The organism is Pseudarthrobacter sulfonivorans (assembly GCF_001484605.1).
GTDB classification, from domain to species: domain Bacteria; phylum Actinomycetota; class Actinomycetes; order Actinomycetales; family Micrococcaceae; genus Arthrobacter; species Arthrobacter sulfonivorans_A.
This window is the reverse complement of record NZ_CP013747.1, coordinates 750,936-770,069: the sequence shown is the minus strand read 5'-3', so window position 1 is coordinate 770,069 and position 19,134 is coordinate 750,936. Positions and strand designations below refer to the sequence as shown.

Annotated in this window: 19 protein-coding genes and 1 pseudogene; 16 read left to right on the top strand and 4 right to left on the bottom strand. The window is 66.2% G+C overall.

The genetic code is table 11. The features are described from left to right. The first annotated feature begins 22 nt into the window (after window positions 1–22). From AU252_RS03415 to AU252_RS03400, 4 genes are read left to right on the top strand one after another with little or no spacing between them, the layout of a single operon-like run. Entirely contained in the window at window positions 23–817 is a 795-nt protein-coding gene (locus AU252_RS03415) for a CoA transferase subunit A (RefSeq protein ID WP_058929519.1), read from the top strand. A gap of 2 nt (window positions 818–819) precedes the next feature. Next, entirely contained in the window at window positions 820–1,587 is a 768-nt protein-coding gene (locus AU252_RS03410) for a CoA transferase subunit B (protein ID WP_058929518.1), read from the top strand. Next, complete coding sequence (locus AU252_RS03405) at window positions 1,584–2,201, top strand: MaoC family dehydratase (protein WP_058929517.1); 618 nt, start codon at window positions 1,584–1,586, stop codon at window positions 2,199–2,201. Before AU252_RS03410 ends, AU252_RS03405 begins: the two co-directional genes overlap by 4 nt. Further along, window positions 2,198–3,037 (top strand): HpcH/HpaI aldolase/citrate lyase family protein, encoded by an 840-nt coding sequence (locus AU252_RS03400; RefSeq protein WP_058929516.1) that lies wholly within the window; start codon window positions 2,198–2,200, stop codon window positions 3,035–3,037. The genes AU252_RS03405 and AU252_RS03400 overlap by 4 nt, the downstream gene beginning before the upstream one ends. Window positions 3,038–3,053: 16 nt before the next feature. On the opposite strand, the gene AU252_RS03395 is transcribed toward AU252_RS03400, so the two are convergent. Further along, window positions 3,054–4,514 carry a lipase maturation factor family protein gene (locus tag AU252_RS03395; RefSeq protein WP_058929515.1) on the bottom strand — a complete coding sequence of 487 codons (1,461 nt, stop codon included), beginning with the start codon at window positions 4,512–4,514 and terminating at the stop codon, window positions 3,054–3,056. A gap of 46 nt (window positions 4,515–4,560) precedes the next feature. On the opposite strand from AU252_RS03395, the gene AU252_RS03390 reads away from it, so the two are divergent. From AU252_RS03390 to AU252_RS03350, 9 genes are all read left to right on the top strand, one after another. Next, on the top strand, window positions 4,561–5,307 hold the full coding sequence (locus AU252_RS03390) for a TSUP family transporter (protein WP_240484310.1): 747 nt from the start codon (window positions 4,561–4,563) through the stop codon (window positions 5,305–5,307). A gap of 46 nt (window positions 5,308–5,353) precedes the next feature. Then, the gene (gene dxr, locus AU252_RS03385; protein WP_058929514.1) at window positions 5,354–6,538 is read left to right on the top strand and encodes a 1-deoxy-D-xylulose-5-phosphate reductoisomerase; all 1,185 of its coding nucleotides are present in this window, start codon (window positions 5,354–5,356) and stop codon (window positions 6,536–6,538) included. Window positions 6,539–6,556: 18 nt separating this feature from the next. Continuing rightward, the gene (locus AU252_RS03380; RefSeq protein WP_058929513.1) at window positions 6,557–7,888 is read left to right on the top strand and encodes a M50 family metallopeptidase; all 1,332 of its coding nucleotides are present in this window, start codon (window positions 6,557–6,559) and stop codon (window positions 7,886–7,888) included. A 48-nt stretch (window positions 7,889–7,936) separates the two neighbouring features. Further along, window positions 7,937–8,632: a hypothetical protein gene (locus AU252_RS03375; protein ID WP_058929512.1), complete on the top strand. Its 696-nt coding sequence runs from the start codon at window positions 7,937–7,939 to the stop codon at window positions 8,630–8,632. Window positions 8,633–8,719: 87 nt separating this feature from the next. Beyond that, window positions 8,720–9,385, top strand: a complete 666-nt coding sequence (locus AU252_RS03370; protein WP_058929511.1) for a MarR family transcriptional regulator — start codon at window positions 8,720–8,722, stop codon at window positions 9,383–9,385. Next, window positions 9,382–9,906 (top strand): hypothetical protein, encoded by a 525-nt coding sequence (locus AU252_RS03365; protein ID WP_058929510.1) that lies wholly within the window; start codon window positions 9,382–9,384, stop codon window positions 9,904–9,906. Before AU252_RS03370 ends, AU252_RS03365 begins: the two co-directional genes overlap by 4 nt. A gap of 55 nt (window positions 9,907–9,961) precedes the next feature. Next, on the top strand, window positions 9,962–10,255 hold the full coding sequence (locus AU252_RS03360) for a YciI family protein (RefSeq protein ID WP_058929509.1): 294 nt from the start codon (window positions 9,962–9,964) through the stop codon (window positions 10,253–10,255). A 47-nt stretch (window positions 10,256–10,302) separates the two neighbouring features. Then, window positions 10,303–11,469 (top strand): flavodoxin-dependent (E)-4-hydroxy-3-methylbut-2-enyl-diphosphate synthase, encoded by a 1,167-nt coding sequence (gene ispG / locus AU252_RS03355; protein WP_056348354.1) that lies wholly within the window; start codon window positions 10,303–10,305, stop codon window positions 11,467–11,469. Then, window positions 11,432–12,322 carry a GNAT family N-acetyltransferase gene (locus tag AU252_RS03350; RefSeq protein ID WP_058929508.1) on the top strand — a complete coding sequence of 297 codons (891 nt, stop codon included), beginning with the start codon at window positions 11,432–11,434 and terminating at the stop codon, window positions 12,320–12,322. The genes ispG and AU252_RS03350 overlap by 38 nt, the downstream gene beginning before the upstream one ends. Window positions 12,323–12,377: 55 nt before the next feature. Here the strand turns inward: AU252_RS03350 and AU252_RS03345 are convergent, their stop codons facing one another. From AU252_RS03345 to AU252_RS03335, 3 genes are read right to left on the bottom strand one after another with little or no spacing between them, the layout of a single operon-like run. Next, window positions 12,378–13,034, bottom strand: coding sequence for a TetR family transcriptional regulator (locus AU252_RS03345; RefSeq protein ID WP_083510244.1), 657 nt, complete (start codon window positions 13,032–13,034; stop codon window positions 12,378–12,380). Next, on the bottom strand, window positions 13,031–13,774 hold the full coding sequence (locus AU252_RS03340) for an ABC transporter permease (protein ID WP_056348486.1): 744 nt from the start codon (window positions 13,772–13,774) through the stop codon (window positions 13,031–13,033). Before AU252_RS03340 ends, AU252_RS03345 begins: the two co-directional genes overlap by 4 nt. Window positions 13,775–13,782: 8 nt before the next feature. Next, window positions 13,783–14,571, bottom strand: coding sequence for an ABC transporter ATP-binding protein (locus AU252_RS03335; protein ID WP_058929507.1), 789 nt, complete (start codon window positions 14,569–14,571; stop codon window positions 13,783–13,785). A gap of 410 nt (window positions 14,572–14,981) precedes the next feature. On the opposite strand from AU252_RS03335, the gene AU252_RS03330 reads away from it, so the two are divergent. The 3 genes and pseudogenes from AU252_RS03330 to AU252_RS03320 all read left to right on the top strand — a co-directional run bounded on the left by AU252_RS03330 (window position 14,982) and on the right by AU252_RS03320 (window position 19,059). Then, the gene (locus tag AU252_RS03330; RefSeq protein ID WP_058929506.1) at window positions 14,982–16,790 is read left to right on the top strand and encodes a proline--tRNA ligase; all 1,809 of its coding nucleotides are present in this window, start codon (window positions 14,982–14,984) and stop codon (window positions 16,788–16,790) included. A 9-nt stretch (window positions 16,791–16,799) separates the two neighbouring features. After that, window positions 16,800–17,594 (top strand): sulfite exporter TauE/SafE family protein, encoded by a 795-nt coding sequence (locus AU252_RS03325; protein WP_058929505.1) that lies wholly within the window; start codon window positions 16,800–16,802, stop codon window positions 17,592–17,594. A 68-nt stretch (window positions 17,595–17,662) separates the two neighbouring features. After that, window positions 17,663–19,059, top strand: a pseudogene (locus AU252_RS03320) (pyridoxal phosphate-dependent decarboxylase family protein). Window positions 19,060–19,134 lie beyond the last annotated feature (75 nt).

Sequence of the window (19,134 nt, the reverse complement as noted above, 5' to 3'; positions counted from 1 at the left end):
GAGACCCTTGAAAGGACCAACGATGATCAACAAGGTTGTTGCCAGCGCCGAGGAAGCCATAGCGGACATCCCCGACGGCGCCTCCCTCGCCGTGGGAGGGTTCGGCCTCTGCGGAATCCCGGTGGCCCTGATCGATGCCCTGCACCGGCACGGCACGAAGGACCTCGAAACCGTCAGCAACAACTGCGGCGTGGACGACTGGGGGCTGGGCGTCCTGCTCCGTGACGGCAGGATCCGGCGGACCGTCAGTTCCTACGTCGGCGAGAACAAGGAGTTCGCCCGCCAGTACCTGTCCGGTGAGCTTGAGGTGGTCCTCACCCCGCAGGGGACGCTGGCGGAAAAGCTCCGGGCCGGCGGCGCCGGGATCCCCGCTTTCTACACCAAGGCCGGGGTCGGCACCCAGGTGTCCGACGGCGGCCTGCCGCAGAAGTACGACGCCCACGGCGGCATCGCCATCGCCTCTTCCCCCAAGGAAGTGCGGACTTTCCACGATGTGGACTACGTCCTGGAGGAATCCCTGACACCCGACTACGGACTGGTCCACGCCTGGAAGGGTGACCGCCACGGCAACCTGGTTTTCCACGCCACCGCCATGAACTTCAACCCGCTCTGCGCCATGGCGGGAAAAATCACCATCGCTGAGGTGGAGGAGCTGGTGGAACCGGGGGAGCTGGACCCCGAACACGTCCACACTCCCGGCATCTTTGTCCAGCGGGTGGTGGTTGTGCCCGCCGGTGAGAAGCGGATCGAGAAACGGACCGTCGCCCTTGCCCGGGCCGCCGGAACCGAAAGCGCCACCGAACAGGCAGGAGCGTAGCCATGGAGTCCAACAGCACGCAGGGAGCGCCTCCCCGCCCCGAAGCCGTACGGCCCGAATACCGGCGTGCCACCGTCGGCCATCCGGAAGGCACCAATCCGGAGGCCAAAGGGTGGACGCGCAACGAACTGGCCGCCCGGGTGGCCCGGGAGCTCAGCAACGGGCAGTACGTCAACCTCGGCATCGGCATGCCCACGCTCATTCCCAACTACATCCCGGCAAGCGTCGAGGTGGTGCTCCACTCGGAGAACGGGATCCTGGGCGTGGGACCGTACCCCAGCGAGGACGCGGTGGATCCGGACCTCATCAACGCCGGCAAGGAAACCGTCACCGTAAACAAGGGGGCCGCGTTCTTCGACTCCGCCTCGTCGTTCGGCATGATCCGCGGCGGGCACGTGGACGTGGCAGTGCTCGGCGCCATGGAAGTGGCGCAGAACGGGGACCTGGCCAACTGGATGATCCCGGGCAAGATGGTCAAAGGCATGGGCGGGGCCATGGACCTGGTCTTCGGCGCCAAGAAGGTGATCGTGATGATGGAACACGTGGACCGCAACGGCAACCCCAAGATCGTGGAGCACTGCTCGCTGCCGCTCACCGGCAAGGCCTGCGTGGACCGGATTATCACCGACCTCGCCGTGATCGACGTCGTCACCGAAGGCGGGCGTTCCCGGTTGGTTCTCCGCGAGCTGGCCCCCAACGTCTCCGTGGAGGATGTGGCGGCGGCCACCGGCGCCGAGCTGTTCGAAGAGGACCAGGAGCTCACCGTATGAGCGGGGCTTCGGCAGGCTCAACCCCCGACAGTCCGGGCGCAAACACCGCCGCCCCCCGGGTCATCGAGCAGCGCGGCCTGTACTTTGACGAACTCGAAGAAGGCGTTGTCTACGCGCACCGGCCCGGCCGCACCGTAACCGAGGCGGACAACGTCCTGTTCACCACGCTCACCATGAACACCCAGGCCTTGCACCTGGATGCCGCCTGGAGCGCAGGGCAGCCGTTCGGCCAGCGGCTGGTGAACTCCATGTTCACGCTGTCCACCCTGGTGGGGCAGTCCGTCTCCCAGCTCACCCAGGGCACCATCATCGCGCAGCTGGGCCTGACGGACGTCTCCTTCCCGCACCCGCTTTACCACGGGGACACGCTCTACACCGAGACGGTGATCACCGGCAAGCGGCTCTCGGGATCGCGTCCCGGCCAGGGGATTGTGACCATGCAGCACACCGGCCGGAACCAGGACGGCACCGTGGTGGCGCTGGCCACACGGAGCTGCCTGATGTGGACCCGGGCCGCCCATGTGGCGCAGTCTTCTGGACAACAGGTGCAGCCTGAGGCGGGAGCTGAAAAGGGGAGCGTGCCGGGCCCCGAAAAGAGGACAATGTCCGTATGACATTTGTGATGGGTCCCGCCCTGCTCTTCTGCCCTGCCGACCGTCCGGAGCGCTTCCCCAAGGCCGCCCAACGCGCCGACGCTGTCATCGTGGACCTCGAGGACGCCGTGGCACCTGCGGACAAGCAGCGGGCGCGCGGCGCCATCCTGGCCCAGCTGGGCGCTGCCGGGGACGGGCCCGAACTTGATCCCAGCCGCACCATCATCAGGATCAACCCGGCGGGCACCGACGAGTTCGAGAAGGACCTGCACTGCCTGGCCCACACGCCGTACCGCACGGTGATGCTGGCCAAGGCTGAGAGTGCGGCCCAGCTCGAAGCCCTGGCGGACTACCACGTCATCGCCCTGTGCGAGACCGCCGTCGGGGTCCTGAACGCGCCCGCCATCGCGGCTGCCCCCAACGTGGTGGCACTGATGTGGGGCGCCGAGGACCTCCTGGCTTCCCTTAGCGGTACGTCCAGCAGAGCGGACGACGGCGGCTACCGCGCCGTGGCGCTGCATGCCCGGTCCGCGGTGCTGCTCGCCGCCCGGGCTTTCGGGAAAGAAGCCGTGGACGCCGTGTACGTCAACATCCCGGACCTTGACGGGCTGGCTCTGGAGGCCGCTGATGCCGCAGCGTCAGGATTCGGCTCCAAAGCCTGCATCCATCCCACGCAGGCGCCCGTTGTACGGGGCGCCTACGCCCCGTCCGAGGCCGACGTCGCCGCCGCCACAGAACTGCTTCAGGTCGCGGCTGTTGCCGGATCCGGCGTGTTCCAGCACGGCGGCAAAATGATCGATGGCCCCATCCTCAAGCACGCCGAAGCCACCATCCGCCGGGCAGGCATCCACTCCTAGGGCTGTGGGCACCGAATCACCGCCGGCGCCTCCGGGAACCGCCGAGCGAAAGCGGTGGGATGGCCTCATAGAGCGGCATCCGGACCCAGCGCTCGCCCGTCTCCCGGAACTCAGCCCTGGTGGCGAAACGGTACAGGTAGCTGTTGACACGCACCCAGCGCGGCGGATCGCCGTCGAACGGGTCGGCGCGGAGTAGCCGCAGCGTCCGCTGGTCCGCCTCCAGCAGTTTCGTGAGGAACGCGTAAAACCACTCCTCGTGGACGGTGCGCAACGGCAGGAACCACATCAGCCAGTCCAGCCGCAGGTGGTAGGGCGCCCACTGGCGGGGCAGCCGGCGGAGATCTCCGGGTTTGCCCTTAAACGCATATTCGCGCCAGTCTGCTGAGTCCTCAGGTTCTTCGTCCAGGGTGCCCTCCACGACGATCTCGACGCGGTGCTTCGTCACGGTGCCAAACGCGCCGTACGTGTTGACCAGCTGCCAGCGGTTGAAGCTGGCATTCATCAGCTGCCCCTTGGAGAGCAGGTTGCGCACGGGCCAGTAGCTGAGGACTACCAGCAGCATCGTGGCCACCAAGGTGATGGCAAGCCAGTACGGGGGATTGCTGCCTTCCTCAGGATCCCCGTCCAGCGGCAGGAACGGCAATACGGCGTGGGCCACGGGGTCGCTGACCGCGGCGAAGGCCAGCACAATGGCCATCCAGTTCAGCCACGCGAAGTTGCCGCTGGCCACCAGCCAGAGCTGGGTAAAGATGATGATTCCGGCGGCGGCACTGGCCAGGGGCTGTGGTGCGAAGATGAAGAACGGCACCACGAGCTGGGCGAAATGGTTCCCCAGGACCTCCAGCCGGTGGAAGGGTTTGGGCAGGAGATGAGCCTGGCGGCTCAGCGGCCCCGGCATCGGCTGCGTTTCATGGTGATAGTAGAGGGCGGTCAGGTCACGCCACTCCCGGCCGCCGCGGATCTTGATCATCCCGGCGCCGAACTCCAGCCGGAACACGAGCCAGGCCAACAGGAGCAGAATGGTGCGCGGTGGCTCCGTCTGGTCCGAGCCAAGGAAGGCCACCGTGAACCCGGCCTCCAGCAGCAGCATTTCCCAGCCGAAGCCATAAAACGTCTGCCCCACGTTGACGATCGACATGTAAAGCAGCCACAGGGCCAGAAACGCGATCAGCGGAACCCACGGCGGCCCAAGCTGGGGGATGCCGGCCACCAGAAGGGCGGAAATTGCCAGTCCGGTGAGGCAGACACCACGCAGCAGCCGGTCCGAATAGCGCCAACGGAACAGCGTGGGCCGCCGGCGCGCGCTGAACCCTTCCAGATAGTCCGGAACCGGCAGCAGGCCACGTTCGCCCAGCAGCGCAGGGAACTGGTTCAGGGAGGACAGGAACGCAACGAAGAACAGTGCCGCCACACCTCGCTGCAGCACCTGCCGGGCGAATCCGTACTCCGGCGCATCGAACCAGGAAACCCAGTCCACGCAATCCACGTTACGCCCGGCGTCGCTGTCCGCCCACTAGGATCGGATGGTGTTTGCATTGGTGCTCATTGCCGTTGTTGCAGGGGCACTGGCCCAGCGGCTGGCCGGCCTCGGATTCGGCCTTCTCGTCTCTCCCGTCCTGGTGGTGCTGCTCGGCCCCTTCGACGGCGTCATGATCATCAACCTGTGCGGCGCAGCCTCATCCCTCCTGATCCTCTCCAGGGTCTGGCGGCATGTGGAGTGGAAGCGCTATTTCGGACTGGCGCTCGCGGCCCTCGCAGGGGTATTGCCGGGTGCCTGGTTGGCCAGCAACGTGGCCGAAGCGCCGCTGGAGATCTGCATCGGCATCCTCCTCATCATCGCCCTGCTGGCTTCGCAGCGGCTGACCCGCAGCTCATGGCGTGCCAGTGGCCCCGTTCCGATGGTCTCCCTCGGCTTCACCAGCGGACTGATGAACGCGGCAGCGGGCGTCGGCGGGCCAGCCATCACCGCGTACGCCATTGCCACCCGGTGGGAGCAGAAGAGTTTCGGCGCCACCCTCCAGCCCTATTTCGTGACCACCGGACTGTCTTCCCTGGTGATCAAGTACGTACTATCCGGTGGACATGTTCCCGGCCTGGATGGCTGGCAATGGCTCAGTATCCTGGCCGCCATGGTGGCGGGAATCATCGCGGGCGATCTGCTGTCCGGCAAGGTCAAGCCGGCCGCCGTGCGGCGGATCGTTGTGGCCATCGCCTACATCGGAGCCGTGTCCACGCTGACCAAGGGTTTCATCGAGCTGGCGGCGGGCTGACGGGACCGCGGGCCAGGTGCGGGCCGGGGTGCGGGATACTTAACCAATGCAGCCTCGCAGAATCGTCATCCTCGGATCCACCGGTTCCATCGGCACTCAGGCGATTGACGTCGTCGACGGCGCCCCGCACCTTTTTGAGGTCGTGGCGCTCAGCGCCGGCGGAGGGAACCTGCAGCTCCTGGCCCGCCAGGCCGTCCACACCGGTGCCGCCGCTGTGGGCATCGCCGCGGGGGATCCGCGCAAGCTGCAGGAACTGATCTCCGAGGCCGCCCGCCTCGCCGGGCGGCAGGACTACCGACCCGAAATCATCGCCGGCCCGGACGCCTCGGCCCGCATCGCCGCGGTAGAAGCGGACGTGGTGCTCAACGGCATTACCGGCTCCATCGGGCTCGCCCCGACCCTCGCCGCCCTGAAGTCAGGTGCAACGCTGGCGCTGGCCAACAAGGAATCGCTGATCGTCGGCGGAGCGCTCGTCAAGGCTGCCGCCCGCGAGGGGCAGATCGTGCCTGTGGATTCCGAGCACTCAGCGATAGCGCAGTGCCTGCGCTCAGGCTCCGCGGCCGAGGTTGAGAAGCTCATCCTGACGGCGTCCGGAGGTCCGTTCCGCGGCCGGACAAGGGAACAGCTCCACGACGTGACGCCGAAAGAGGCCCTGGCGCACCCCACGTGGGACATGGGGCTGATGGTCACCACCAACTCGGCCACGCTGGTCAACAAGGGCCTTGAGCTCATCGAGGCCCATCTGCTGTTCGACGTGCCGCTGGACCGGATCGACGTTGTGGTCCACCCGCAGTCGGTGGTCCATTCCATGGTCCAGTTCATCGACGGGTCCGTCATCGCCCAGGCGTCCCCGCCGGACATGCGCCTCCCCATTGCCTTAGGGCTCGGCTGGCCGGACAGGGTCCCCAAAGCGGCCTCCCCATGTGACTGGACCAAAGCCACCAGCTGGACGTTCGAACCGCTGGACACCGTCGCTTTCCCGGCCGTGGACCTGGCCAAGGACGCCGCCAAGCAGGGGAGCACTTTTCCCGCCGTCTTTAACGCGGCAAACGAGGAAGCAGTCATGGCGTTCCACTCGGGACGCATCCGCTTCACCGAAATCGTGGACACCATCGATGCTGTCCTCAGCGAACATTCAGGATCCTCCGTGCTGACGCTGGAGTCGGTACTGGATGCTGAAGACTGGGCACGCACGCGTGCCCACGAACGTTTAGCAGTCAGCAGTCTCTAGGAAGCAGCAGATCCACGCATGAGCCCCGTCCTCCTCTTTATCCTCGGCGTCGTCTTTGTGGCGATCGGCATTGCCGCGTCCATTGCGCTGCACGAAGTGGGGCACCTGGTGCCCGCCAAGCTGTTCAAGGTGCGTGTCACCAAGTACATGATCGGCTTCGGCCCCACCCTGTGGTCCAAGCGGAAGGGCGAAACTGAATACGGCGTGAAAGCGATCCCGCTGGGTGGCTACGTGTCCATGATCGGCATGTATCCGCCCAACAAGGACGACGGAACCGTCCGCCCTTCCAGCACCGGCATGTTCCAGACACTGGCCACGGAAGCCCGGTCCATGGCACACGAGGAAGTGGGCCCGGAGGACGCAAACCGCGTGTTCTACCGGCTGCCGGTGTGGAAGAAAATCATCGTGATGCTGGGCGGGCCGGCCATGAACCTGCTGATCGGCGTGGTCCTGACCGCCGTCCTGCTGATGGGCTTCGGCATGGCCACGGCCACCACCACCATCGCCGACGTCTCCAAATGCCAGGTGGCGGCCGGCGAGACCGTTGATCCTGATTCCCCGGACTGCCAGCTGACCCCCGCGGCCGCTGCCGGGCTCCTGCCCAACGACGTGGTCACCTCCTTTGACGGGAAAGCTGTCACCGGCTGGGACGAGCTGACCGAATGGATCCGGGCCTCCGCGGGCAGGGAAGTCAGCATTACTGTGGAGCGCGACGGCGCGCCCGTCACCACCACGGTGACGCCGGTGCTCTCCGCCCGCCCCGTCGTCGGCGTGGACGGACGACAGGCAAAGGACGACGCCGGCACCCTCCTGTACCAGGACGTCGGCTTCCTGGGCATCGGCGCGCAGACCGAACTGGTTCCCCAGCCGGCGTCGTCCGTCCTGCCCATGGCGGGCGAAAACATCAAGCAAGTGGCCGGCGTCGTCTTCAATCTGCCCGCCCGGGTGGTGGGCGTTGCCAAGGCGGCCTTCAGCGAGGAAGAGCGCGACCCCAACGGCCCCATCAGCGTGGTGGGCGTGGGGCGCGTGGCCGGTGAAGTGGCGGCCATGGAGGAAGTGCCGCTGCAGTCCAGGATTGGGGCACTGGTAGGGCTGCTCGCCGGCTTGAACTTTGCGCTTGCGGTCTTCAACCTGATCCCGCTGCTTCCGCTCGACGGCGGCCATGTGGCCGGAGCGCTGTACGAGGGGGCGCGGCGACGGGTGGCCAAGCTGTTCGGCAAACCGGATCCGGGCGCTTTCGACATCGCCAAACTGCTTCCCGTGACTTACGTGGTGGCCACGTTGCTGATGGGCATGAGTCTGCTGCTGATCTATGCCGACATCGTGAAGCCGGTGAACCTGTTCGGCTGACTCCTGCGGACGTCTGGCTGGACGGATGTCCCGGATCTACCATGAAACATGGGCACGTTCGCCGTCCAATCAAAGAGCATCAGCCGCTGGATCCGGGCCGGGTTGTGGGCGCTGCCTGTCTCGTGGCTTGTCACTGCCTGGTCCACGCTGGACCCGCAGCCGGACCAGGCGAAGGACCCGGAGGCGTGGGCCCGTTTCGTCAGCTCCGATGCGTACCAGATCAGCCATCTTTTCGGCAGTACCGCAGGCACCATCCTGGCCCTGTTCGGTTTCTTTGCTTTGGGCTGTTCCATGGCCAACAGCAGGACGGGGCGCCTGGCAATCGCCTCGATGGTCACAGCTGTTGCCGGCACGGCTTTGCTGCTTGTGCCGGCGGTGATTTCCACGTTTGCCACCCCCGCCATCGGAAAGGCATACCTGGGCGGAAACCAGGACGTGATGCAGCTGGAATTCCCGGCGTCCATGACCGGGGCGTTCCTGCTGGGCCTGCTGCTCGCATTCGTTGGCACGGTGCTGCTGGGGATCGCGGTATGGCGTTCCCACGTGCTGCCGCGCTGGGCCGGGGCCCTCTGGGCGGCCGGCGCTGTGGTGTTCTACGTCCTGGGCGTTGTCCTGGGGCAGGCAACCACGGGAAGCAGCCTGCCGTCCCAGGCCGCCGGGGCCGTACTGATGGCAGGCGCCGGTGGGTGGATCGCCTGGAGCGGATCCCGGCAGGCCACGACAGCGCCTGATCGGATCGGGTGATTCTCGCCAATCAGCCTTTATTGGCTGATATTTAATAATCAGCTATTTTTGATTGATTATGAGTGATCACCTGCGTACGGTTAGGGCATGTACGTACTGACCATCGACCAGCGAGGCAGCACTGCCGACGTCGACCGTGTTCCCGATCTGATCGCCGCACTGCGCAGCCTCACAGCGGCGCCCTTCGAACGGTCCGTGGGTGATGAACTCCAGGGTGTGGTGGAACATGCCGAGGACGTAGTGGAGATCGCCTTGTACGCACTCCGGAGCGGGCATTGGTACGTCGGGATCGGGATCGGGGCCGTACAGCTCACCCCGGGCGGAAGCCCCCGGGAAGGTTCCGGGAGCGGCTTTGTGGCAGCACGAAAGGCCGTGGAACTCGCCAAGGGCTCGGCTGGTCAGGTGCCATTGTCGGTGGTGTCCGGCAGTATTGGCCGTGGACGGGAGATGCCTCCCCACGCCAAGGAGGGAGCCATGACCAGTGCAAATGCCCAGGCGGTGCTTCGCCTGATCGGACGGGTGGTGCAGCAACGCACACCAGCCCAGTGGCGGGTGGTGGACCGGTTGCGCGCGCTCCAGGGCGGCGATGGAAAGCACGGCAGCCAGAAACACGTGGCCCAGGAACTGGGAATCACGGAGCAATCGGTGAGCCGTGCTGTGCTCAGGTCCGGCTGGCTTGAGGAATGGGCCGCCAGGCCTGCCGCGGCCATGCTCCTGGACCACGCCCATTCCCAGATTGAAGGAGACCGGTGAACGCACTCTGGATCGCAGTTGCCCTGTTGGTGGCCGGATTCGCAGGATGGCCTGTGACCGCACTGGTGTTCCGGCTCGCCAGGACCATTGACGACAAAGCGGACGCGGCCACCAAGTCGGACCAGGACGCGTCAGCCCAGGACCCTTCAGCCGACGTCACGGTAGACGCCGTTTCGGAAGCCCCGCGGGCCAGTACGGGGCAAACCGTCGACGGCGAGCTGACTACGGGTGGCGGCCAGCCGCCGTCGGACGTTCCTCAGGTGGCGCCGGCGCTGCCGGCCCAGCGGATCCTGCGGGGTGGGGCAATCATCGGAGTCCTGGAACGGTTGGGCGTCTGCGTGGCCATCCTGACCGGACAGCCGGTGGCCATTGCCTACATCGTGGCCATCAAGGGCCTGGGCAGGTTCGCCGAATTGAAGGAGACCCCCGTCGCTGCGGAGCGGTTCATCATCGGAACGCTCACGTCCATGCTGTGGGCTGCGGGAACGGCGGCAGTGATCAAGGTAGTGTTCCTGCAGTGACTCTTGCTGACTGCCCGGATCGGCGACAGCCCACCCCTGGGGATAGGGTGTCTTTATGACTGTTTTTGCCGTTGAGTATGTGTACGCCGCCGATTCCTCCGCCGTCCGTGATGATCACCGCCCCGCGCACCGCGCCTGGCTGGCGGGTCTGGCGGACGGGGGCCAGCTGCTGACCAGCGGACCCTACGGTGACGGGGCAGGCGCCCTGCTGATCTTCAAGGTCCAGGACGAAACCCAGTTGAACGATCTCCTCAAGCAGGACCCGTTCGCCGTCGCCGGAACCATTGCCGGGATCCGGACAACCGAGTGGACTCCCGTGATCGGCCTCCTGGCCGCGCACGCATCCTGATTCCCGGACCCTTTTTTACTACCGAAACACCTACCCAAGGAGTCCACGTGACCTCGGTCAGCCTGGGAATGCCGTCAGCACCGCCGCCCGTTCTCGCCCCCCGCCGCAAGACGCGGCAGATCAAGGTCGGTTCCGTCGGTGTCGGTTCGGACTCGCCCATCAGTGTGCAGTCCATGACCACCACGCCCACCACGGACATCAACGCCACCCTGCAGCAGATCGCGGAACTCACCGCCTCCGGTTGCGACATCGTGCGCGTCGCCTGCCCGTCGGCCGATGATGCCGAGGCCCTGCCCATCATCGCTCGCAAGTCCCAGATCCCTGTCATTGCGGACATCCACTTCCAGCCGAAGTACGTCTTCGCGGCGATTGAGGCCGGCTGCGCGGCAGTGCGGGTGAACCCGGGCAATATCCGCAAGTTCGATGACCAGGTCAAGGAAATCGCTCGCGCGGCGAAGGACCACGGGACCTCCATCCGGATCGGCATCAACGCCGGATCGCTGGAGCCCGGCATCCTGAAGAAGTACGGCAAGGCCACCCCCGAGGCACTCGTGGAATCCGCCGTCTGGGAAGCGTCGCTGTTCGAAGAGCACGGTTTCAACGACTTCAAGATCTCGGTCAAGCACAACGACCCGGTCATTATGGTTGCTGCCTACGAGATGCTGGCTGAGCAGGGCGACTGGCCCCTGCACCTGGGCGTCACCGAAGCCGGGCCCGCCTTCCAGGGCACCATCAAGTCCGCCACAGCCTTCGGGGCGCTCCTGGCCAGGGGCATCGGCGACACCATCCGGGTTTCCCTGTCGGCGCCTCCGGTGGAGGAAATCAAGGTGGGCAACCAGATCCTCCAGTCCCTGAACCTGCGTCCGCGCAAACTGGAAATCGTCTCCTGCCCGTCATGCGGCCGCGCCCAGGTGGACGTGTACACCCTCGCCGAACAGGTCACCGCAGGGCTGGAAGGCATGGAAATTCCGCTCCGCGTGGCAGTGATGGGCTGTGTTGTCAATGGACCGGGCGAAGCCCGCGAAGCCGATCTGGGTGTGGCGTCCGGCAATGGCAAGGGGCAGATCTTTGTGAAGGGCCAAGTCATTAAGACTGTGCCTGAGAGCGAGATTGTTGAGACACTGATCGAAGAGGCCATGCGCATAGCTGAAGAGATGGGGGAGGCCGATGGCGAAGATGCTGTCAAGGGTAGCCCCGTGGTTAGCGTCTCATAAAGAGGACGCGGCGCCGGCGGGAATATCTGTCCGGACCCTCGCCGGCGCGGACACCGCTGCCCTGCGGCGCCTAGCGTCGCAGGATCCGGTGGCCAATGTCTTTATCCTGGCGCACCTCCGGGCGGCGGGCTCTGCCGCGCCCACCGCTGGTGGTGCCGGCGTCCTGGGAGTTTTCGACGACGGCATCCTGGTCGGCGCGTGCTGGGCAGGGGCAAACCTGGTCCCGGTCCAGCTTAACCCCGAATTTGCCGGGCTTGTCGCTGCCGCAGCAAGCAATTCCGGCCGCCGATTCGCCTCCGCCTTTGGCCCCGCAGATGCTGTCCTTGCCCTCCATGCTGAGCTGGCTGAACTGGGGCATGCGGCCCACGAGGTGCGGGATGAACAGCCGCTGATGACGCTGTGCGGGCCGCCATCGGTGGAGCCGAACGCGGATCTGGGGCTTGGCCGGCTGGCCGATTTTGACCGGATCCTTCCCGCCTGCGCCGCCATGTTCGAAGAGGAAGTGGGCTACTCGCCGTTCCTCGGGGGCAAGGAGTTCTACAGCCGCCGCGTGGAAGGCCTCATCCGGCAAGGCCATTCATTGGCACACGTCAACGACTCCGGCGACGTTGTGTTCAAGGCCGAACTGGGTGCTGTGACAGCCGACGTCACGCAGATCCAGGGTGTATGGATGAACCCCGGTTACCGCGGACAGGGTCTGAGCGCCGGCTACATGGCTGCCGTGGTGGAGAAGGCGCGCACGCTTGCCCCCATCACCAGCCTGTACGTCAACGGATTCAACCTCCGGGCGCGGTCCACGTACGAGCGTGTGGGCTTCCGCCAGGTTGGTACCTTCGCTACCGTTCTGTTCTAGCCTCCACGTCACTGGCCTCAGCGTCGCCGCCTTTCAGGCCGCGCCCGCCACCGGTTCACCCGTCAGCTTTCAGGTCACCCGTCAGGTAGTGCTGGACGTTCGGAGCCACGAGCCGCACAACGTCATCGGGGGAGGAAGACGCGAGCGGTTCCAGCCGCACCACATACCGGACCAGCATCACGCCAACCATCTGCGTGGCCACAAGGTTTCCGCGCATGGCCACTTCTTCGGGCGGGCCGGGGACTCCTGCCATGATCCGGCTGAGGATGGTCCGCTGCACCAGTTCCCGCAGCAGCAACGTCTTGGCCTTGGAGCCGATGGTTCCTCTGAGGAAGGCCACCAGACTGTGCTGGGCCGGGCTCTCCCACAAGCGCAGCACGGCCCGCACGATCGCCTCTGCCCGGTCCTCTGGCGAGTAGCCGTCAACGCCCGCCAGGACCTTCTCCGGGTCGGCCGGCAGTGCCACACTCAGCGCAAAAAGCTCGTCCTTGCCCTTGAAGAAATGGTGGACCATGGCGGGGTCCACGCCGGTTTCCCGGGCGATCTGGCGCAGGCTGGTCCCTTCGAAACCGTGTTCGGCGAAAAGCCGCCGGGCTGTGTCCAGGATCTGTTCCCTCGACTCGGTTGCCCCGCCGCGCCGGCCCCGCCGGCCCGTACCAGCCGCGCTGCCTGCGGGACCCGGGGCGTCCGCCGGATCATGCTGTCCGTTCACGCGGTCCGCCGCCGCAGGGTCAGGGATGCGAGCACCAGGACCGCCAGGACAATGGCCACGATGACTCCGGCATCCATCCACAGCTGGTCTGTGGGCTCGGTGTTGGCGGCGATCTCCTGCAGTGCATCCACCGAAAAAGTCAATGGAAGGACATTCGACACAGCCTCGAGGGCCTCGTTCATCCTTTCGCGGGCCACAAAGAGGCCACAGAGCAGGATCTGCGGGACTACCACCACCGGCATGAACTGCACGGCCTGGAATTCCGTCCGGGCGAAGGCCGAACAGAGCAGCCCCAGCGCGACGCCAAGAACCGCATTGATCACGGCAATCATGACCACCAGTCCAGGGCTGCCTTGGATGTCGAGCCCGAAGATCCAGTAGGCGACGGCGGTAGCCACCAGCGACTGCAGGGCGGCCATGATGGAAAATGCCAGCCCGTAGCCGAACAGCAGGTCGGCCTTGTGGATGGGAGTGGTCAGCAGCCGTTCCAGGGTCCCCGAGGTGCGTTCCCGCAGCATCGTGATGGACGTAACCAGGAACATCACCACAAACGGGAAGATCGCCAGCATCATCAGGCCAACCCGGTCAAAAGTCCTGGGAACGCCCGGCGGCAGCGTTTCATTCTCATAGAGAAAGTACACGGCGGTGAGCAGCAGCGCAGGGACCACCAGGATCAGCGCGATGCTGCGGTGGTCGTGCCGGAGCTGGTCCAGGACGCGCCGGGTGGTGGCCAACAGCATCAACAGGTTCATGACCGTACCGTCCTTTCGGGGGAACCGCTGGGCACTTTGGCGGCGTCCTGGATGATGTGCAGGAAAGCCTTCTCCAGATCGGCACTGTGCCCGCGTTGACTCAATTCCGCCGGCGTCAGCTGCGCCAGGAGCTTTCCTTCCCGCAGCAGGAGGAGTGATCCGCAATGGCTGGCTTCCTCCATCACATGGCTGGAAACCAGCAGGGTGGTCCCGGACTCGGCCATGGACCGGAAACGGTCCCACAGGTCAGCCCGGAGCACCGGATCAAGGCCCACGGTTGGCTCATCCAGGACCAGCAGACTGGGGCGAGCCACCAGGGCACAGGCCAACGACACCCGGCTCAGCTGTCCGCCGGAGAGGTCACCGGTTTTCTGCCTGGCCTGCGGTTCAAGCCCGACGGCGGCGATCGCCTCTGCGGCCTCGGCGCGGCCCTTGCGGTGCATGGCGCCGAAGTAGCGGACATTGGCTTCGACCGTGAGGTCCGGATACACGCTGGGGGACTGGGTCACATAACCCACCCGGTGTCGCAGGCCAGGGTGCCCGGCGGGCAGCCCCAGCACTTGGACCGAGCCGGACGTGAGCACCTGCACGCCCATGATGGCCCGCATGAGGGTGGTCTTGCCGCTGCCGGACGGGCCCAGCAGCCCGGTGATCTCGCCTGCCTGGATGGCAAAGTCCAAGCCGCGCAGGACGGGAACCTTTCCCCGTGTGACGTGCAGGGTGGTGGCGGCCACAGCGATGCTGGCTTCCGTGACGGCCGGGGCGGTAGCTGCTGAATGGGACATTAATGCCTCCGAATGCTGGGAGTCCGCGTTTGAATTCACCAGGTGATGAATTCAAACTAGACCTGCCAAAGGCGGCCGTCAATTACTTCGAATGGAAAAACCCTTGTGGATGTGTCGGCTATCACATATGTTCGATCTAGCTGCGCTGGAGTGGGTGGGCGGTCTCACCAGTCCTCACCAGTACCTAGGCGTCAACGGCCATGGAGCCACGTCCGCATGTAATGACCAGCCGTTTACGGCCAGGGGCTTTGCATGCAGGGCGTGGCTCTATTGCGTCCCGCCCCTGCGGTCTCTGGCCCGGCTCAGGTTCCGCCGCCTGGCGTGCCGTCGATAGCCGGTAGATTAGTACCCAGAAGAATTGCCCGGCCCTGCTTTCCAGCAGCTACTCCCCAGAAACGGATAACCCACCCGTGGTCACAAGAATGTCCAAGCTTTTCCTGCGCACCTTGCGTGAAGATCCCGTCGACGCTGAGGTCGCCAGCCACCGGCTCCTGGTCCGGGCCGGCTACATCCGCCGCGCGGCGCCCGGCATCTACACCTGGCTTCCGCTGGGGCTGAGTGTGCTGCGCAAGGTCGAGGCCGTCGTCCGCGAGGAAATGGATGCCATCGGTGCCCAGGAAGTCCACTTCCCGGCGCTGCTGCCGCGCGAGCCCTACGAGGTCACCAACCGCTGGACCGAATACGGCGAAGGTCTGTTCCGGCTCCAGGACCGTAAGGGTGCCGACTACCTGCTGGCCCCCACGCACGAGGAAATGTTCACGCTTCTGGTCAAGGACCTGTACTCGTCCTACAAGGACCTGCCCCTGAGCCTGTATCAGATCCAGAACAAATACCGCGACGAAGCACGCCCCCGCGCGGGCCTGCTGCGCGGCCGCGAGTTCATCATGAAGGATTCCTACTCCTTCGACGTGGACGACGCAGGCCTGGACGCCAGCTACGCCGCCCACCGTGGCGCCTACCTGAAGATCTTTGCGCGCCTGGGCCTGGAAGTCATTCCCGTTGCGGCCACCGCCGGCGCCATGGGTGGGTCCAAGAGCGAAGAGTTCCTGCACCCCACCGAGATCGGCGAAGACACTTTCGTGCGCTCCGCCGGCGGCTATGCAGCCAACGTTGAGGCCGTCACCACCGTTGTTCCGGCCGACATCGACTTCAGCAACGCCCCTGCCGCCGAGGTCCTCGATACCCCGAACACTCCCACCATCGACACGCTGGTTGCCGCGTCCAACGAACTGGCTCCCCGGAGCGAGGCCGACGGCGGCGCGTGGACTGGCGCCGACACCCTCAAGAACGTGGTTCTTGCCGTCACCCTGCCCACTGGTGAGCGCCAGCTTGTGGTCATCGGCCTGCCGGGTGACCGCGGCGTTGACTTGAAGCGCGTGGAAGCCAACATCGGTTCCTTCCTGCCCATCGGCGGCGAGATCACGCTCGAAGCAGCCAACGACGACGACCTCAAGAAGCAGCCCCTCATCGTCAAGGGCTACCTTGGACCCGGCCTGACGCTGGACCAACCCCTGCTGGGCAGCGAAAGCTCAACCAAGCTCCTCTACCTGGTGGATCCCCGCGTTGTCAGCGGCACGGCCTGGATCACCGGGGCCAACGAAGCAGGAAAGCACGTGTACGGCCTGGTCGCCGGCCGCGACTTCACCTGGAACGGCGTCATCGAGTGCACCGACGTCCGCGAGGGTGACCCGGCCCCGGACGGCTCCGGTCCGCTGGAGACGGCCCGCGGCATCGAAATGGGCCACATCTTCCAGCTGGGCCGCAAATACGCTGAGGCCCTTGAGCTGAAGGTCCTGGACCAGAACGGCAAGCAGGTGGTGGTTACCATGGGCTCTTACGGTGTTGGTGTCACCCGTGCCGTCGCCGCACTGGCCGAATCCAACCACGATGACAAGGGTCTGGTCTGGCCCCGCGCCGTTGCCCCCGCCGATGTCCATGTAGTGGCTGTCGGCCGCGGCGAGGAAATCTTTGCCACCGCCGAGCAGCTGGCCCTGGAACTCGAGGCCGCCGGCCTGGACGTCATCTACGATGACCGGCCGAAGGTCTCCCCGGGCGTAAAGTTCGGCGACGCGGAACTCGTCGGCGTCCCCACCATCCTGGCCGTCGGCCGCGGCCTGGTGGACGGCGTTGTCGAGATCAAGGACCGCCGCAGCGGCGAAGCGGAGAACGTGGCCGTGGACAAGGCCGTTGACTATGTGGTCACCGCCGTCCGCAGCTGACCTGCGGCGGTGATTTCCGGGTTCGAGTCGATCCAGCTCACCACAATCATCCTGATTGTGGTGGCTGGATTTGCTGCCGGCTGGGTGGACGCCGTGGTGGGCGGCGGCGGTCTGCTCCAGCTGCCGGCCATGCTGCTGGTACCCGGGATTACGCCGGTCCAGGCCTTGGCCACCAACAAGATGGGGTCAATTTTCGGCACCGCAACGAGTGCGGTGACGTTCTACGGGCGGGTGAAACCGGACCTTCGGACAGCCGTGCCCATGGCGGTGATCGCCCTTGCCGGCAGCTTCGCCGGGGCGGTGCTCGCCGCCACGCTGCCGGCGAGTGTCTTCAAGGCGGTCATCGTGGTGGCGCTGGTCGTCGTGGCGCTTTTTACGGCGCTGAAGCCCAACGTCGGTGACCTCACCGTGCTGCGGCACGATGGCCGTAGGCACTACGTGGTGGCATGCATGATCGGGGCCGTGATTGGCTTCTATGACGGCCTGATTGGTCCGGGCACCGGCTCCTTCCTCATCATCGCGCTCGTCTCGGCCATGGGCTATGCCTTCCTGGAAGCAAGCGCCAAAGCCAAGATCGTGAACATGGCCACCAACGCCGGCGCCCTGCTGTTCTTCCTGCCCCATGGGTCAATCCTCTGGGGTGTCGGGCTGCTGCTGGGCCTGGCCAACATGGCGGGCGGCTACCTGGGCGCGCGGACCGCCGTAAAGCAGGGAAGCCGCTTCATCCGCGTTGTATTCCTGCTGGTGGTGGGCGCCCTGATCATCAAACTCGGCGTCGACGTTTGGCAGGAAAACTTCGCCTGACCGGGGTGGCGGAACCCGCGTAGCCTGTATCCGTCGCAGCCCTGCTTGGCCGGGCGTACCATGCAGGTATGTCCGCAGGCGGGGAACCCTATTCGGAAGCGTTGTCAGCCGCGGCCCGTCGCGCCGCCGAGTGGCTGGCGAGCCTGCCGGACAGGCGCGTCGGGCCCGCCCAAAGCGCCCACGATCTCGCGGCTGCCTTCGCGGGACCTCTCCCGGCGGAGGGAATGCCCGCTGCTGACGTAGTCGAGTACCTGGCGGACAAGGCCGAACCGGGGCTGATGGCCATGCCCTCCGGGCGCTTCTTCGGCTGGGTGATCGGCGGGACGTTGCCTGCCGCCCTGGCCGCGGACTGGCTGGTCAGCGCGTGGGACCAGAACGCGGGCCTGCGTTACGCCACCCCCGCCATAGCCGCCATCGAAGAAGGAGCCGGCCACTGGCTGCTGGACCTTCTCGGGCTGCCGGCGGAATCCGACGTCGGCTTCACCACGGGTGCCACCATGGCCAACTCACCGGGCTGGCCGCTGCCCGGTGGCGGTTGCTGGCCGATGCCGGCTGGGACCTCGACGGCGATGGCCTGGCCGGCGCCCCTCGGATCAGGTGCTTTGTGGGCCAGGAGCGCCACGAGACCATTGACCTGGGCCTGCGGTACCTCGGCCTCGGCCGGCCCGTGGCGGTCCCCGCAGATGCCCAAGGCAGGCTCCTGGCGGTGGAGCTGGACCGGCTGCTGTCGGAAGGGTCCGGGCCCGCGCTGGTCTGCCTCCAGGCCGGCAACCTCCACTCCGGAGCCTTCGACCCCTTCGACGCGGCCATCGAGGTTGCCCGGCGGCACGGTGCTTGGGTGCATGTGGACGGCGCGTTCGGGCTGTGGGCCGCGGCCGTGCCGGAATTCGCGGACCTCACCCGCGGCATGGCCCTGGCCGATTCGTGGGGGACCGACGCGCACAAGACCCTCAACGTCCCGTACGACTGCGGTATTGCCATCGTCAGGGATTCGGCAGCGCTGCGCAGCGCCATGGGACTGCAGCACACCAGCTACCTGATCCACGACGTCGAGGGCCCGGGCGACCCGTTCGAAAAAGCGCCGGAGCTGTCCCGCCGCGGCCGCGGAGTACCGGTGTGGGCCGCCCTCCGCTCCCTGGGCCGGGACGGCGTGGCAGCCCAGGTCCGCGGGCTCGCCGACGCCGCTTCGCAGATCGGCAGCCGCCTGGCCGACGTGGACGGCGTCGAGGTGCTCAACACGGTGGACTACACGCAGGTTTCGCTCGCCTTCGGGGACGATGCCACCACGCGCGCCGTGACAGCCCGGGTGATCGAGGACGGCAAGGTCTGGATGTCCGGTTCACACTGGCAGGGCAGGGATGTCCTGCGCGTCTCGGTCAGCAACTGGAGCACTGACGCGGACGACGTCGGCACTGCCGTCGAAGCGGTCAGCTCCGCTTTGGCGGCTGTGCGGGCAGCTGGCTGACCGCCGGCGAGGCCCTACGCGACCACCGGGGGGGCACTGTCCCGCACGGAAGACATCCGTCCTGCCCGGGGAGGC